The organism is Ruegeria sp. AM2, assembly GCF_056540685.1.
This window is the reverse complement of record NZ_JBQFXE010000011.1, coordinates 97,078-113,461: the sequence shown is the minus strand read 5'-3', so window position 1 is coordinate 113,461 and position 16,384 is coordinate 97,078. Positions and strand designations below refer to the sequence as shown.

Annotated in this window: 10 protein-coding genes; 5 read left to right on the top strand and 5 right to left on the bottom strand. The window is 56.7% G+C overall.

All coding sequences use genetic code 11. The features are described 5' to 3' along the window. Nucleotides 1–6 precede the first annotated feature (6 nt). From ACR0CR_RS17265 to ACR0CR_RS17250, 4 genes are all read right to left on the bottom strand, one after another. Nucleotides 7–1,335, bottom strand: coding sequence for a TRAP transporter large permease (locus ACR0CR_RS17265; RefSeq protein ID WP_480601483.1), 1,329 nt, complete (start codon nucleotides 1,333–1,335; stop codon nucleotides 7–9). A gap of 11 nt (nucleotides 1,336–1,346) precedes the next feature. After that, the gene (locus ACR0CR_RS17260; RefSeq protein WP_480601481.1) at nucleotides 1,347–1,859 is read right to left on the bottom strand and encodes a TRAP transporter small permease; all 513 of its coding nucleotides are present in this window, start codon (nucleotides 1,857–1,859) and stop codon (nucleotides 1,347–1,349) included. Between the two features lie 96 nt (nucleotides 1,860–1,955). Next, the gene (locus ACR0CR_RS17255; protein ID WP_480601479.1) at nucleotides 1,956–3,101 is read right to left on the bottom strand and encodes a TRAP transporter substrate-binding protein; all 1,146 of its coding nucleotides are present in this window, start codon (nucleotides 3,099–3,101) and stop codon (nucleotides 1,956–1,958) included. 24 nt (nucleotides 3,102–3,125) lie between these two features. After that, complete coding sequence (locus ACR0CR_RS17250; RefSeq protein WP_480601477.1) at nucleotides 3,126–3,311, bottom strand: hypothetical protein; 186 nt, start codon at nucleotides 3,309–3,311, stop codon at nucleotides 3,126–3,128. A gap of 133 nt (nucleotides 3,312–3,444) precedes the next feature. Here ACR0CR_RS17250 and ACR0CR_RS17245 point away from each other — a divergent pair, with 133 nt between their 5' ends. From ACR0CR_RS17245 to ACR0CR_RS17230, 4 genes are all read left to right on the top strand, one after another. Further along, on the top strand, nucleotides 3,445–4,476 hold the full coding sequence (locus ACR0CR_RS17245; protein ID WP_480601475.1) for a LacI family DNA-binding transcriptional regulator: 1,032 nt from the start codon (nucleotides 3,445–3,447) through the stop codon (nucleotides 4,474–4,476). A 34-nt stretch (nucleotides 4,477–4,510) separates the two neighbouring features. After that, nucleotides 4,511–6,946 carry a GcvT family protein gene (locus ACR0CR_RS17240; RefSeq protein WP_480601473.1) on the top strand — a complete coding sequence of 812 codons (2,436 nt, stop codon included), beginning with the start codon at nucleotides 4,511–4,513 and terminating at the stop codon, nucleotides 6,944–6,946. Nucleotides 6,947–7,207: 261 nt separating this feature from the next. Then, on the top strand, nucleotides 7,208–8,947 hold the full coding sequence (locus tag ACR0CR_RS17235; protein ID WP_480601470.1) for a type I secretion system permease/ATPase: 1,740 nt from the start codon (nucleotides 7,208–7,210) through the stop codon (nucleotides 8,945–8,947). After that, nucleotides 8,944–10,254, top strand: coding sequence for an HlyD family type I secretion periplasmic adaptor subunit (locus tag ACR0CR_RS17230; RefSeq protein WP_480601468.1), 1,311 nt, complete (start codon nucleotides 8,944–8,946; stop codon nucleotides 10,252–10,254). The genes ACR0CR_RS17235 and ACR0CR_RS17230 overlap by 4 nt, the downstream gene beginning before the upstream one ends. A gap of 21 nt (nucleotides 10,255–10,275) precedes the next feature. On the opposite strand, the gene ACR0CR_RS17225 is transcribed toward ACR0CR_RS17230, so the two are convergent. Next, the gene (locus ACR0CR_RS17225) at nucleotides 10,276–12,321 is read right to left on the bottom strand and encodes a beta-propeller fold lactonase family protein (protein WP_480601466.1); all 2,046 of its coding nucleotides are present in this window, start codon (nucleotides 12,319–12,321) and stop codon (nucleotides 10,276–10,278) included. 223 nt (nucleotides 12,322–12,544) lie between these two features. Between ACR0CR_RS17225 and ACR0CR_RS17220 the strand changes: the two genes are divergently transcribed. Then, nucleotides 12,545–16,378, top strand: coding sequence for an Ig-like domain-containing protein (locus ACR0CR_RS17220; RefSeq protein WP_480601464.1), 3,834 nt, complete (start codon nucleotides 12,545–12,547; stop codon nucleotides 16,376–16,378). Nucleotides 16,379–16,384: the final 6 nt, after the last annotated feature.

The following is a 16,384-nucleotide window of genomic DNA, read 5'->3' as shown; positions in this document are numbered from 1 at the left end:
CAGGTCCTATTGGTAAATTGCAGGAAGCAGTGTTGTCGACACCGCCGGAACATAGGCGATCAGGATAACCACAATCAGCATCGTTAATACGAATGGCACGGCGCGGGCGGCAATCTTCAGAATCGATTCACCGGTAATGCCAGATACAACGAACAGGTTCAGGCCCAGCGGTGGCGTGATAAAACCCACACCCAGCGCGGTGATCATCATGATGCAGAATTGAATCTCGTTCATGCCGATATTGTCCGCCAATGGCTTGAGGATCGGTGCAAGGATCACGATGTTTGGCGTGGTTTCCATCACGCATCCAGCCGCGATCAGGATGCCGATCATCAGCAGGATTAGAAGATAAGGATCGTCGGTCAGCGATGTCACAGCGGTCACAAAGCCCTGCGGCACACCCATGATTGCCAATGCCTCGGCCAGTGGAGCCGAAAATGCGATGATCGGAAGGATCACTCCGTTTACCTTGGCCGAACTGACCAGCATCGAAGGAAAGTCCGCAAGTGTCAGAGTGCGCAGGATGAAGCCCATAACAATGGTCACGACCACCGCAGTCGCTCCCGCTTCGGTTGGTGTCAGGCGTCCTGAGAAGATGCCATAGAAGATGATCCCTGGCACGATAAATGCATACCAGCCGGATTTCAGCGCTTTGCCCAGATTGGCCAGCCATTCCCCCATGGTCATCATGCCACCGCCTTCATACGAATAGAGGCGGTTCATGATGATATTGGTAACGAGGATCGAAACCAGAATGGCCAGACCGGGGATTAACGCGGCCAAAAACAAGGTGGATGCCGATATGCCCAGCACAAGACCGATGATGATGTAAGCAATCGAGGGCGGGATCAGGATACCAGTACAGGCCCCTGCAGCGACCAAGGCACACGCGTAAGGGCGCGGATAGCCGCTTTCGACCAGACGGTTGATCGTCATTCGACCCACGGCGGCGGCCCCCGCTGCATCCGAGCCAGAGATCGCGGCGAACATGCCGCAGACCAGAACGGTGGCCGAGCCGAAACCGCCCTTGGCAAAACAGGTCAGCGCTTCGGCCACGTCCAGGAATTTGCGCGACAGGCCAGTGCGGACCAGAACGTCTCCGGTCAGGATGAACAATGGCACAGCGGTGAGGGCAAAGGCGTCGATGCCGGTGAACAGGCTTTCGCCCACAAGGCTCAGCGGCAAGTCGCCGGACATGATCAGCATCACGATCGCGGCTGTGCCGATGGCGGCCCAGACAGGCACGGCCAAGGCAATCAGGCCGACGAAGAGGATCACGGGCAGATAAAAATCCCAACCCAGTTCAACAGTTTGATTGAGGGAACCCCAGAGCATCGCTTTCTCCCTCAGTCAAACAGCTTGTCGCCTTCGAAGACGGGCGTACCGTCACGAAGGGATTTCAGATCGCGCATCAGCGACTGGATCAATCGCCAGATCATGAGTGCAAAACCGGTTGGAACGGCCATCAGGAACCAGACCTTTGATATCCTCAGCCCGTCCGTCACTGACCCGAATTTGGCCGAGACATGCACGGCTTCATAAGACCAGTAGAGCGCGATAACCGCGACGCCGAACATCACCAGGTCACCAAAGATGTACAACAGCGCCTTGGGGCGCGGCCCGAGGTAGTGCATGATGACGTCGATGCGGATATGGGCGCGTTCTTTCACCGCCGCTGCCGCACCGATCCAGGCGAGGTAGATAAAGGAATACCGGACGATTTCTTCGCCCCAGATCGACGAGAACGCGAATATCTCGCGCCGAAGGACCTCGATGGCCATGGTGATGACCAGCATCACGTAAAACACCAGCAGCAGCCAGCGTTCGGCGTTGCGGTCTATGTTTTGAAGTAGCGTCATCTGTTCCCTCGACAGTCTAGCAGTCAGGCACAGGCCTTCTGGTTCGGGCCTTTACCGGCCTGACTGCATGCGTTTCGTAAGGTCGACCTGATAGGATCAGGCGTCGTGGACGAAGTACTTTCCTTGCGTCCCGGCGGCCTCGACCAGTTTCTCGAAGGCATCCATCGACCCGGCCAATTCGGTCTTGAATGGGTCCCAATCGGCGTTCTGATAACCGCCGACGCTTTCCCACTCGGCCAATTGATCCGAGCTGAGTGAATGGAACTCGACACCGGCTTTGTTCAATTCGGCCATTGCATAGGCACGGGCCGACGGAACTTTGGCCAGGTTCTGGTGGCTGGTCATTTCCGAACCCCACATGATGCCTTCCTGCACGTCCGACGGCATGGAATTGAACCACTCGAGGTTACAGGAATAGACCTGACTGTCCGGCACCGCCTGCGTGAAGGTCACATGGCTGAGGATGTCCTTGAAGCCGAACACGAACAGAGCACCGACGGATGGATCGAGCGCATCCGCAACACCCTGCTTGATGGCCGAGGGGGTCTCACCCCAAGCGACAGGTGTCGGGTTGGCGCCAACCATACGGTAGTATTGCTGCAGCATCTTTGAGCCCGGTACGCGGAACTTGATGCCGCTCATGTCGCCGGGTGTGATGACGGCGTTTCCACCCTGACGCACGGCGACGACACGCGGGTCGATTACGACATAGAACAGTGCCTTGAACCCGGCGGCTTCGACCTTGGGATGGACCTCATTCTGCCATGTATCGGAATGCACGAGGTTGGTGAATTTCTGGTTCGAGCCGCACAGGTAAGGCATGTTGATCAGGTCAACGGTCGAAGCAAACGGCGCAAAGTTCGACAGCGAGTGCTGCGCGGCTTGAATGGTTCCACCCTGCACTTTTTGCACCAGCGAGCCACCGGCACCAAGCTGACCACCTGGTGCAAGTTTGACATAGACCTTGCCGTTCGTTGCGTTCTGAATGTTTTCCTTCAGGTCCAGCTGCATGATCGGATAGCTGCGGGACGCGCCCAGAACATAGGCAGTCGCGATGGTCATTACGTGGTCCGCGGCCTGCTCACGCTCGCGTTCTTCCTTGGCGGTCTGCGCTGCAGCCTCGGACGACCACAGGACACCCCCTGCCCCGGCGACAAGCGCGGCGGTAAACGCGCCACTGGCGCTGAGTTTCAGGAAATTGCGGCGTTCGGCCGACGCAAGTTCGGTTTTGTCGTTGTTCATGAATTGCCCTCCCAAGCAAAAAATTCAGCTGTCGCTTTCTGCGTTGCGGTCAGCTTCCTTTTTCAGAATTGCGACTACGAACAGGATCGACGCCGCGAACAGAACCAACATCTCACCGACGTCCCCCAGAAACGCGCTGCTTGCAAAAGCGCCCATGGCCACGTTCGCAAAATAGATGGCAAACACGATGATGGATGCGGCAAGAAACATGTCCGGGGTCCTCGTAGAATCGGCTCTAATCTATTTGTAAGCGCTTACATAATAAATGCAAGCGCTTACATTATCGCTTCACACCGCGAGTAAACACAGCTAGAATTGAAAAAAACGATGCAAAGCTTCGAGAATGTCAAAACTCCGATCTGCCCCCACCCTAAGCGACGTGGCCAAACAGGCAGGTGTATCCACGGCGACGGTGTCGAGATGCCTCAATGACCCCGAACGCGTGGTCGAAGCCACGCGCAAGCGCGTTTTGTCGGCAGTTGACGCGTTGGGCTATACCCCGAATTTTGCCGCTCGGGTGATGGCGGCCAAGCGATCCTTCACGATTGGCGCGATCATTCCAACCATGGAAAACGCGATTTTTGCACGCGGATTGCAAGCGTTTCAGGAAGAACTGCACCGGCACGGATACACTTTGCTGGTGTCCAGTTCCGCCTACCAGCCCGAGGTCGAAGAAGAGCAGATCCGCAATCTGGTTGCGCGTGGGGCCGATGGACTTTTGCTGATCGGGCACGACCGCGAAAACCGCATTATCGACTATTTGGCCACTCAACGTATGCCGGTTGTCGTTGCTTGGTCTTTTCGTTCCGTATCAAAGATGCCATCGGTTGGGTTCGACAACAGGCAGGCGATGTTTGAGCTTGCGGAAGAGGTAATCCGGCTGGGTCACACCCGAGTTGCAGTAATCTCGGGGATTACAAAAGGCAACGACCGCGCGAGGCTTAGGATTGAAGGCGTCAGGGACGCGCTTCGGTCGCACGGGTTGTTGCCAGACGCGCTGGAAATCCTCGAAATGCCCTACGAAATCGAAAGCGGAGCAGAGGCTTTTCGTCAATTGATGGCCCTGAAGGCGCAGCCGACTGCGATCATGTGCGGTAACGATGTTCTGGCCGTTGGCGCGATCCGTCAGGCCGCGGCTATGGGATTTCACGTGCCGGAAGATGTTTCGATTACCGGGTTCGACGATATCGAGCTGGCGCGGATCGTAAATCCCGGTCTGACGACCGTTCATGTTCCACATCGGGACATGGGGCGACAGGCCGCCCAGGCGCTGATCGGCGTGATCGAGGGAAAAACGCCAACTTCGGTCCGATTGGACACCGAAATAATATCGCGCGGTTCCCTGTCCCGTAATAAGCTGGCGCAGGCCAGTTGATTAGTGCCGCCATTGCGGCTGGGGGAAAGCGGATATGAAATCACGAACAAAGGTCGCGGTGATCGGTGGCGGCATCGCGGGATGTTCCACGCTCTATCACCTGACGCAGGAGGGGTGGTCGGATGTCGTATTGATCGAACGGGACGAGCTGACGTCCGGTACGACTTGGCATTCGGCGGCACAGGTGACGAATTTTGGGATGAACCAGACAATGGTTGGCCTGAAGTCTCACTCGATCAAACTTTATAAACAACTGCGGGATGATCCTGAATACCCTGTCGGTTACCATCATGGCGACGGCGGCATCCGGTTGGGCAACACCGAAGCACAGATGCAGGGCTACCGGCACTTTGCATCGATGGCGCGCGGCATGGGTGTCGAGTTTGAAATCATTGATGCGCAGGAATGCGCCCGTCGCCATCCGCTGATTTCCACGGAAAACCTGGTTGGCGGCCTGTGGGACGGCGAAGACGGAGACATCGATCCCGCGCAACTATGTCAGGCGCTCGCATTTCACGCGCGAAAGGCCGGGGCGGAAATCTATAGGCATACGGCCGTTACCGGCCTGAGACAGCATCAGGATGACACCTGGACTGTCGAAACCGACAAAGGCAACATCGACGCAGATATTGTTGTGAACGCATGCGGTTACCGTGTGAATGAGGTCGGTGCGATGATGGGTGTTCATCATCCGGTTGCCTCGATGGAACATCAGTATTTCGTAACCGAAGATATGCCGGCAATCATTGAAGCTGGTCACCGAATGCCTCTGCTGCGATGCCCGATTTCGGATTTCTATTCGCGCCAGGAAAAGAACGGCCTTTTGGTGGGGTTCTATGAACAGGATTGTAAGCCCTGGGGGATGGACGGCATAAGCCCCGATTTCTCTAACGATTTGTGCCCCGACGACCTGGACCGCGTGATGGACGTTCTGGAGGGCGCGTTTCAACGTATGCCCGCATTGACCGAAGTTGGGATAAAGCGGGTCGTTAATGGCCCGATCACCTACACGATTGATGGGGCGCCGTTGGTTGGTCCAATCCCGGGGAAACGCAATGCATTTTGCATCATCGGGCTGCGGGCGGGGATCGGAGAAGGCGGTGGTCATGGTTGGTTGCTCGCCCAGCAGATCGTTCACGGTGAAGCATGTTACGACACCTGGTGCCTGGACCCACGCAGGTTCACCGGACATGCCAATGTTGAATTGACCGCACTTAAGGCAATCGAGGATTATCAGAACGAATTCCGTTTTCATTTCCCCCACGAACACCGTCCCGCCGGGCGTATGGCCAAAACAACTCCGCTGACGCCGGTATTGGCCGCAGAAGGTGCAGAGTTCACCGTTGTAAATGGTTGGGAGCGGGTGGATTACATCAAACCGTCCCCGGAATTTCACCCGACCTTGTCCTTTGGCTTCGATGAGGCCTTCGACGTCGTTGGCGACGAAGTTCGCAATGTTCAGCAGAATGTTGGGCTTTGCGAAGTCAACGGGTTCAATCGGTTTGAAATCACGGGGTCAGACCGTCACAGTTTTCTGGACAGGCTGTTCTGCGGCAACGTGACCAGGAAAGATGGCCGCGTGGGCCTTGGGTATCTTTTGAATCACCAAGGCATGGTCAAATGTGAAGCAACAGTTGCGAACCTGCCTGCTTCCGACAGGGGGCCGGATCGGGTTTGGTACGGCTCAGCCGCGGCGGCGGAATATCACGACATGGACTGGTTGGCCCAGCATTTGTCGCCGGACGAGGATGTTCACATCCGCAGCCTCACGAATGAGCAGACCATTCTGGTTCTAGCTGGGCCAAAGTCTCGGGAAGTCCTCTCGCGCTGCGCGCGTGGCGACTGGTCCGCATCAGCCTTTCCTTGGCTTTCGGTTCGCGAGTGCTTTGTAGGCTATGCTCCAGCAACGGTGATGAGCGTCAGTTTTTCCGGTGAGCTGGCTTATGAAATCCACGTGCCTAACGTTTCGCTGTATTCAGCCTATCTTGCTTTGAAGGAAGCAGGGCAAGCGTTTGGACTGCGGCTGTTTGGTGCGCGTGCGGTCAATTCCATGCGAATGGAAAAGGGGTTCTTGCATTGGAAATCAGATCTGATCACAGAATTTGATCCGTTCGAAACCGGGCTGTCGCGATTCGTCAACCTCGAGAAAGGCCCCTTTGTCGGGCGCGACGCATTGCGTGCGCGTCAGGGCGAGCCCGCCCGCAGGCAAATGGTGACACTTGAAGTATTCACAACCGATGCCCCTGCGCACGACGGAGCGTCCCTAATGTCTAATGGTCGTGTCGTCGGCACCGTCACATCCGGCGGCTGGGGGTATCGGAGCGGCAAGAACCTTGCGTACGCGTTTGTTGAACCGGACCTTGCGATGACAGGTTTAGAAATGGAAGTGGACCTCTGCGGTGCTATGGTCAAAGCTAGGGTGATTCCGACTGCGCCATATGATCCCGACTTCGCCAGGCTACGGATCTGAGTTAATTCGTTCCAACGATAGAACCGCTTTGGACTGTTGGCTGACCTCAGAACGTTGCGTCATCGCAATGTCTCGGCGTCTTCCTGCCTGAAGCGCGGCTTTGATGCCGCAAAAATGCCCAAAGCAACGGCGTGTGGCCGTGACCCCCGTTGTTCGCGATCCTGCCCGAATATATAGTGCCCGCAAATGCAGCCCGCCTTCGATCGAAGGAAGCTGGTTTGATGACGGGTGCTTCCTGCAAGAATTTGAGGGCGATACAGCGTGAGCGCGAATAACAGAAAGTCTGCGCCGCAGCGGCACGAGCTGCGAAAAGTGCGCAATCAGGGGAATAATTTTCTGGCTCTGGCATTTTTGTTCAGCATTTTTGTCAATCTGCTGATGCTAACTGGTCCGCTGTTTATGCTGCAGGTCTATGACCGAGTGCTGTCATCTAGATCAGTCGAGACGCTGTCGGCGCTCTTCCTGCTGGTCGCAATTCTATATGCGCTGATGGCGATGCTGGACTACGCGCGGGGTCGAATTGTCGCGCGATTTGGCGCTCAGTTTCAATCTTCGTTGGATGAACGTGTTTTTGACGGAACAATGCGGCGGGCTTTGTTCCCTCAGCTTCGTTCAAAGCCAGCCACCGCATTGCGAGACCTGGAGTCCATCCGTACGCTGTGTTCATCCCCCGTTCTACTGGCTGTGATGGACATACCATGGACACCGGTTTTTCTGGCCGCGATTTTCCTGTTTCACCCTTTGTTGGGATGGCTGTCGGTCGCTGGCGGGGCGCTATTGATCATTATCGCCGTTGTGAACCAGGCTATGACAAGCCGCAAAGTGGCGGAAGCCCAAAGCGCAGCGGCAAGGGCAAATGGGTTCGCTGAACATGCCCGACAAGCGGCTGAAGTCGTGCGGTCGCAGGGGATGCAGGCTGACGTCTCGACGCGGTGGCTCAAGCAACGTTCAGAAGCGCTAACACAAACCATTGCCGCAAATGACTGGACCGGCAGTTTCACATCGCTGACGAAATCGCTCAGGCTGTTTCTTCAGTCGGCAATGCTGGCATTGGGGGCGTGGTTGGTGCTGCGTAACGAAATGACCGCAGGCGCGATGATTGCGGGTTCTATCCTGCTTGGGCGCGCACTTGCGCCGGTTGAAACGGCCGTTGGGCAATGGGGCCTGATCGAGCGCGCCCGAACAGCCTGGATCAGCCTCAGCAAATTCCTCGATGAAACGCCCCCGGAACAGAAACGCACCAAGCTCCCAGCTCCGAAGGCGTCGTTGGAGGCAAAGGGTCTTACAGTGGTGCCTCCGGGATCAAAAACGCCGACGCTGCGTAATGGATCGCTGCAACTGAAACCCGGCAGAGCCTTGGGTGTGATCGGCAAAAGCGGTTCGGGCAAAACCACGCTGGCCAAGGCGCTGTTGGGTCTTTGGCCGCCGGTCGCCGGAGAAATCAGGCTGGGCGGCGCAACCTTGGATCAATACGATCCGGACGATCTTGGTCGCCACATCGGCTATTTGCCGCAGCAGGTTACCCTGTTTAACGGCTCGGTAGCAGAAAACATCGCACGCATGTCCGAGACGCCCGATGCCGAAGCGGTGGTTGAGGCCGCAAAACTGGCCAACGCGCACGAACTCATTCTGAGTCTCGAAAAAGGGTATGACACTTTCCTGGAAGGGAATGACAGCCAGTTGTCAGGCGGGCAAAAACAGAGGATCGCTTTGGCACGAGCACTCTACGGCGATCCGGTTTTACTTATTCTGGACGAACCGAACTCGGCACTTGATGCAGACGGGACGCATGCACTCAACACTGCGGTCCGGCGTTTCAAGGCGATGGGAAAATCGGCAATCATTATGACGCACAGGCCGCAGGCGATATCCGAGTGCGACGACTTGGTCGTCGTCGAAAGGGGCCAGATAGTTAAGTCAGGCGATCGGGATGATGTGCTGAATACGATGGTCCAGAATGCTGGCCTCATCAAGCGGCACCTGAACAAGGTAGGAGAATGATGCCTCAGACAAACCCAAAGCCGAAGTGGAGCATTGCAGTTCCCGCGTGGGTTGGCCTATTTGCACTGTTCGCGCTTGTTGTCGGACTGGGCCTTTGGAGCATTCTGACCGAATTGTCAGGTGCGATCATTTCCCAGGGCGTTGTCGAAGTGCAAAGCAATCGGCAAGTCGTCGAGCACCCCGACGGAGGAGTCGTCGGCGAAATCTTCGTTCGTGATGGCGACTCCGTTGCGCAGGGTGACTTGCTTTTGCAATTGGATGACACGTTTCTTGCGTCGGAAAAGATAATCGTCGAAGCCCAGCTTTTTGAGTTGCTGGCCCGCAAGGCCCGCCTGGAAGCGGAACGTGATGGGGCAAATGCCGATGCGCTTTCGGTGCGCCTGCAAGCGTTGCGAGACGAAGAGAATATTGACGCGGATCTTTTGGCGGGTCAGCAGCGGCTTTTCAGCGCCCGGTTGGATACATTGACCCAACAGATCGAACAATTTGGAAAGCAGAAGGTTCAGATTGAGAACGAAATTGACGGTATCAATGCCCAGTTGATTTCACTGACGACGCAGGTCGATCTGATTGTAAATGAGCTCAAGGATCAAGAGGATTTGCTGCAACGCGGTCTGACCCAAGCCAGCCGCGTGTCAGCTTTGCAGCGTGAAGAAGCCAGCCTGACCGGTGAAATTGGTCGATTGGAAGCATCCGTCGCACGCTTGACTGGGCAGATCGCAACGACCGAAATCCAGATTGTGGAACTGAAGGCCACGAGGCGGGAAGAGGCGATAACCGAGCTGCGCGAAGTTGAGGCAAGAGTGGTTGAGCTTTCGGAACGCCGGTTGTCGCTGACAGAAAGGCTGTCGCGTTTGGATATCCGATCGCCTGTTGCGGGATCTATCTATGACAGCCAGGTTTTTGCCATTCAATCAGTGGTGCAGCCAGGCGAGCCAATGATGTATATCGTGCCGCAGGACACGCCTTTGCTGGTCGCTGCGCGCGTAGATGCGCTGCACGTTGATCAGCTACACCAGGGTCAGGAAGTCGCTCTGCGTTTCCCAGCATTTAACCAACGAGAGACACCCGAGCTTGATGGCCATGTGCTCAACGTATCCGCAGACACGTTCACGGATGAGACCACCGGTTTCACCTTCTATCGTGCTGAGGTTGTCCCTGATGACGGCCAGCTGGAACGTTTGAACGGCCAGGCTCTGTTGCCCGGGATGCCAGTTGAAACCATGATCAAAACGGATGAGCGCACGCCCCTATCCTATCTGGTGAAGCCACTCGCCGACTATTTTTATCGTGCGTTCCGCGAGTGAACTTGCCGCCGGCGATTTGATCTAAACAGCTTCGAGATTACCCAGCAGTATCGAGGTCATGTCCGCGGTCATATCTCCATCGACCACGGTCACCGGCACCTTTGTGTCATAGTGTACGGAGCTTCGGCCAATTCCTGACAGGTCTGCGGCGGAATCGACAAAGACCCATTCGGCCTCGTGGGCGCTTGGAAGTCCGACGGCCACCTGCAGAACGGACAAGGCGTCCAATGCGGTAACCGATCCGTCGCGGGTGATATCAGCCGCGATCCAGTTTTCCGGGGCTGCCGACCCCCATGTGGGGTCAAGCCCAACGGCCATTCGCAAGACCTGCAACGCGTCCAACGCGGTGATCTCATTGCTGGCCGTGGAATAGGATTTGATGATTTCGACATGGCCCGGATACGTACCTGTTGGCAGGTTGAGATCAAATTCTCCCTGATCGTTGGCCTGGACACTCACGGCATTGCCGCCGCTTGGCGTAAAGCGGATTTCTGCCCCCCGCAGACCCGAATTTGCCGCAGTCGAGTCAATCGACACAGCCCCGACTACACCCGGCGCGGCATTGTTTTCAGGCCCGCTGTTCAGCCCAACCGGGATATGGTCCGCACCGGTGAATCCGGCACCAAACACCTCGGCGCTGGTCAAAGGTGAACCTGTCAACGTGTTCAGCACGATGTCCGCGCCGCGATACTGAATCTGTGCCCCCTGAGCGGTGGCGGTAAAGGTCAGTTGTGCTGGGCTGCGCAAGAACTCAAAGTTCGTGAGGTCGAGCTGATCGATGCCCGCTTGAAAATCGGTGACCGTTGTTAGACCGCTGTCCTGACGAACAACAAAGATATCTGCGCCGCTGCCTCCGGTCATGGTCGTCGCGGATGTGCCCGAGATCAGAATGTCGTCCCCTGCTCCGCCGCTCAGCGAGGAATCGAAGAGGCCGCCGGTCAGGATGTCGTTCATCCCGGTGCCTGTCACGGGGCCTGAACTTTCGGCGACGATGCCCAAGTTGCTGACATCCACGCTTAGCTGCGTCAGTCCCGCGTCTGCTTGCGAAGCGGCAAATACCTGTATGTCATTGCCGATTTGCGCGATGCTCAGAGTTTGGACGTTCTGCAGTCCGCTGGCCAATGTATCCGCGAAGCTGTCCCTGTGTATCAGCTGCCCATCCGGCGTCAGGGTGAACAGACTGAGCCCGTCGTCGCCGCCTCCGGCAAGCACAAAGACATGTCCATTGACGTCGATAACCGCCAGATCCTGGACGGCACCAAAACGTGTATGCAGTGTGTCAATTGCATGATCGGTCGGAACCAATTGACCGCTACTGGTCAGTTTCATGACGCTGAGAGAATTGCTGCCAGACCCTGCGACAATGACCCAGGACTGACCGTAGGCCTGCACGACCTCCATCGCCGCAGGCGTATTGATCCCAAGAGTTTGAACGTTTGGGTTGTCGCTGACTTTTGAAAGAGAACCGGTTCCCGGGTCGATGAGATAGGCGCTGACATTATTGCTGATCGAATCCGCGGCAACAACGAATTCCGAGGATCCTTTTTGGAGGCTGTGCATGGTGTCGGCGCGACCTGATAGCGCGTTCACTTCGTTCAGTGAACCATCAGCCTGCACCCGATATGTTGTGATCTGACCGGAGCTATTGTGTGACACAGCCACAAGGTCGAATGTGTCGGTTGAGTATTGAACGACGGATGAAACGCCGCCACTGGTTGCAAGTGTCCCGGTCTCGCGAATCGCATCGATCGTGCCGTCAGGGTCCAGTCCATAGCCAACCAAACCGGTTGCAGTGTCTACGTCAAGAATCAGCACTTCGGTTCCCGCCAGCGAGACTGGAACGCCAAATCGGCCCACGTGCTGATCGATAGAGACATCGAAATACTGAATGTCCGCTACCTGAGGCCCGGCACCGTCCTGCAAGTGCCACGAGACGATTCCACCGCCCTTTCCAGAGACGCTGTAAATGTAGGTTTCGCCGTTAAACGTTTTTAAAGCCGTATCGCCGATACCTGAATCGAGCGCTGCGGTCCCCGTTGCAACCACTCTTTCGAATTGAAGCATCATCACCAATCACCCCCACGCCATATCTGGCGATACGTGAACGATGATCTGATGCGGTGACAGAAAACAGAACGGAATTGTGGTGAAAGCAAGGACTTCAGTTTCAGATTAACTCAATTTTTCTGGTTCGAACGCATGATGCACCGGGTAACAAGTATGATGAACAAGGCCTTTTGGGGCCAAGGCTGTCATCCGGTTCTCTGCGGTTTTCCGATGTGAGGGCACGATGACCAAAGATACCGTTTCGAAAAACGCCTCGACCAATGACGCCTTGCCTGATGAGGGGCGGCGGGAACATATCCGTAAGTGGATCAAAGACAGGCTGAAACGCGGGGCGGACCGTGGCGTGGTCGGGGGGTTGGCGTCAACTTTAATGGCCCTGCCTGCATTTGCGCAAGCCACGGACTCTGATCTTGAAGACTTTCAGTTTGCCGAAGCGATTGCGGGCGTGAAGTCCGCCAAGTTGCTGCCCAACGGTGATGTGTTGCTGAAGATGTCGGATGGCAGATCAATGGTAGTCGCCGCAGAAAACGTTCAGGTTCTGGAAAACGGAACCGTGATGATTTCCGATGATACGGCCGGTGAAATTGCGCAACTGGCCGCCGTTGCCGAAGCCGGAGCCGCCGCGGCTGCTGCCGGCGGAGTCAGCGGTGCAAGTGTCGCGTTGGGTGGGCTCGGTCTGGCAGGGGCTGCCGCTGCAGCTGGCGGCGGTGGCAGTGGCGGTGGTGAGGATGACGAAACGCCTCGGGAAGCACCAAGACCACCCAGCCTGAACCTTGTTGAGTTACAGTCAAGCGCGTTGAATAACCTCAGCACAAACATAGCACCCGCCGAAAACGCGACATCCATAGAGGTAACGATTGGCTCGGTGACGAAAACCGTTGCTCCGGCGGCCGATGGCAGTTGGAGCGTGTCCTTGTCGCAGGCCGAGGCCGCCGGGCTTCCGCAGGGCACAACCTCGGTATCGGTCCGAAGCCTTGACGCAGGCGGGGTTGAGCTTTCGTCAGCAGACAAGCAGTTCCTGGTCGACACGGTCCCGCCCAGCCTGACAGTCGACTCGTATTCTTCGGGTGCCGTTTTGAACGCAGCCGAACAAGGGGCAGCGCTTCGGATCACCGGCTCATCCGACGCCGAATCCGGGCAGGTCGTTACCGTCTCGGTAAACGGTCAGACTTATACTGGTAAGATATCCAGCGGCAGTTGGAGTGTTGATGTCCCGGCTGCGGATCTGTCATCTTTGGCGGATGGATCAACGATTGCGGTGACCGCCAATGTGTCGGATCGCGCAGGCAATCCGGCGACTCAGGCCAGCGGCAGTTTTCAGACGGATTTCACCGCGCCGACGCTTACTCTTGATCCAGTCGCCGGAGGGTCCATCGACCTGGCGGATGTCGTCGGCGACCTGGTTCTAACTGGTAACACGTCGGCCGAAGACAGTCAGACCGTCACAATTACTTTCGAGGGTCAGAACTATGTTGGGTCAGTGTCCAGTGGCAGCTGGTCCGTGACAATACCCAATGCCGATCTTTCCAGCTTGACCACCGGGACCCCGGTTTCGGTCAGCGTTGTGATCAGCGACGCGGCCGGAAACCCGGCCGCACCAGTTAGTGCGAATGTTCCCGTGGATCTGACGGGGCCGTCTGTCGCCATCTCTCCGTTGGGCGTTGGGGATGTGCTGAATGCCGCGGAAATGGGATCGGCTTTGGTCGTAACGGGCACGACAGGCAATGTCACGGACGGGCAATTGGTGACGCTCACCTTGGATGGCCAAACATACACGGGCAGTGTCACCAGCGGAAACTGGAGCGTTACTATTCCATCGGCTGACCTTACCAGCCTCGCAGATGGTGGAACCTTTTCGCTTACAGCAGACGTCACCGACGCGAACGGGCTCGTCGCACCCCAGGCCAGCGCCTCTTTGTCAAAAGACGCTTCAGCACCAACGCTGAGCATAGATGCCTTTTCTTCTGGGGCGATCATGAACGCGCTTGAACAGGGTTCGGACCTGATCATTACCGGATCAACGACAGCCGAGGATGGACAGGCCGTTTCCGTCGGGATGAACGGACAAAACTACGCTGCATCTGCAACGGGAGGCTCATGGAGCGTGACGATCCCCTCGTCCGACCTTAGTGCCCTGTCCGATGCCTCCACGGTTACCGTTGTCGCTAATGTCAGTGACTTGGCTGGAAACCCTGCGGTACAGGCGTCGGGCAGTTTCGGCACCGATTTTTCTGCGCCTTCGATTTCAGTGTCATCGGTGTCCACAGGTGCGGTTTTGAACACCAACGAGCAAACTTCGGGGATGACCATCACAGGTGCATCGAATGCGCCTGACGGCACCATTGTTTCTGTGCAGGTCAACCAGTCCGATGGGTCAACCGCGTTTTCTGGCACCGCAAGTGTATCCGGTGGTGCGTGGACTTACAGCGCAAATAGCGGCACCCTAAGCGGCCTTCAGCACAATGAAACCTACGACGTAGTTGCCGCAGTGGTGGATGCAGCGGGCAACAGCAAATCGGCCTCGACAAGTTTTCAGACTGACTTTGTCGCGCCCGTGATCAGTATAGATACGTTGCCGGTCGGATCCGTTCTAGACGTTACGGAAATGGGCTCGGACCTGATCGTCTCGGGCACCACAACCGCCGACAACGGGCAAGCAGTTGTGGTCGCCTTGAATGGGTCAAACTACTCATCAAGTGTCTCAAACGGGGTCTGGTCCGTTGCAATTCCGGCGGGCGATCTGGCTGCCTTGTCGGACGGCAGCAACTACTCGATTTCCGCGACCGTTGATGACGCGTCCGGCAACAGTTCACCGGCAGCTTCGGCGTCCCTGACGACTGATTTTACGCCAATACTCCGGATCGACCCCGCAGGGTCAAACAGCGTTGTCGGCTTAGGCGACGTTCAAAGCGTCGGCCTGACCGTGACAGGGACATCGCTTGGCCTTTCCGTTGGTCAAACAGTGAACCTTTATCTGAACAGCTCGGCTGTGGGCAGCGCCACTGTTGCGGCCGATGGAAGCTGGAGTGTCACCTTGCCAAGCTCGGATTTTTCCAGCTTGAATGCAGGAGATAATCTGGACTTTTCCGCTCAGGCAACGGTGTCTGGAGGACCCGACCCCGCGCCAGCGTCCGAGCAAGTATTCACACACACTCCGGCTGCCTACGTAATTGCTGAAGCGAGCCGAAGCGGCTCGACGATCACTTTCGACATATTCGCCGACGCGGCCCGAGACACGTCCAGTGGTTTGTCCTTTGACGCCGACCTTGAGTTTGATCCGTCCGTCGTGACGGTCGATACTGGCTCGGTGATCGAGAATTCGGACTTCAACTTGTTTCTGACCAATCAGATCAATTCGACAACGGTCAAGTTCGGCGGGGCCGCGGCTAGTTACAGCGACCTGACGCAACCAGTCGTTTCGTTCACGGTAACCGAACTGTCGCCGGGTCAACCAATTTCATTCAAGTTGACAACCACCGATGGTGGCCCATCCGAATTTCACCTTGGCTCTGGCAGCGACGATGTCCTGTCTGGTAGCTCAGTCGATGATGTGATCCGGGGTGACGCTGGAAACGATACGATTGATGTCACCGGTGCGGGGCGGGACGTTATCGTGTTTGAGACCGATCCCATTGCAAACGGTTTGGACACGATTACCGGTTTCAACCTGGGACCCACGGCCGAGGTTTCCGATGCCCTGATCTTCAGTGGGCTTGATGCAAGCACGCTGCGCGGCAACGGCACGGATATCGAACTTCTCAGTGTTGGCGGCGTGCTTGGTTCAGACACAGGGTTTGTGGCTATCGACGCAGCGCTTTCCGATCTCAGCGACGGCGCGATTGAGGCCGCGGCGGAGAGTTTGACCGGCGCTCAATCGGGTGACGAGGTCTACTTGTTGGCAACAGATGGGACCGACACCGTTCTGGTGAAAGTTGAATACGCAAGTGCGAATTCGGCATCGGTTCAGAAAATGGCCCAATTCGAGGGCCTGTCGGACCTGACGAATTTCAACAGTGACAATGTCTTGATGAGCGACCCGACAGGTGCAACCGCCTGAGGCCGC

Excerpts from the sequence above, each read along its gene's own strand:
- ACR0CR_RS17265 (WP_480601483.1), bottom strand. The coding sequence starts at position 1,335 with ATGCTCTGGGGTTCCCTCAATCAAACTGTTGAACTGGGTTGGGATTTT.
- ACR0CR_RS17260 (WP_480601481.1), bottom strand. The coding sequence starts at position 1,859 with ATGACGCTACTTCAAAACATAGACCGCAACGCCGAACGCTGGCTGCTG.
- ACR0CR_RS17255 (WP_480601479.1), bottom strand. The coding sequence starts at position 3,101 with ATGAACAACGACAAAACCGAACTTGCGTCGGCCGAACGCCGCAATTTC.
- ACR0CR_RS17250 (WP_480601477.1), bottom strand. The coding sequence starts at position 3,311 with ATGTTTCTTGCCGCATCCATCATCGTGTTTGCCATCTATTTTGCGAAC.
- ACR0CR_RS17245 (WP_480601475.1), top strand. The coding sequence starts at position 3,445 with ATGTCAAAACTCCGATCTGCCCCCACCCTAAGCGACGTGGCCAAACAG.
- ACR0CR_RS17240 (WP_480601473.1), top strand. The coding sequence starts at position 4,511 with ATGAAATCACGAACAAAGGTCGCGGTGATCGGTGGCGGCATCGCGGGA.
- ACR0CR_RS17230 (WP_480601468.1), top strand. The coding sequence starts at position 8,944 with ATGATGCCTCAGACAAACCCAAAGCCGAAGTGGAGCATTGCAGTTCCC.
- ACR0CR_RS17225 (WP_480601466.1), bottom strand. The coding sequence starts at position 12,321 with ATGATGCTTCAATTCGAAAGAGTGGTTGCAACGGGGACCGCAGCGCTC.
- ACR0CR_RS17220 (WP_480601464.1), top strand. The coding sequence starts at position 12,545 with ATGACCAAAGATACCGTTTCGAAAAACGCCTCGACCAATGACGCCTTG.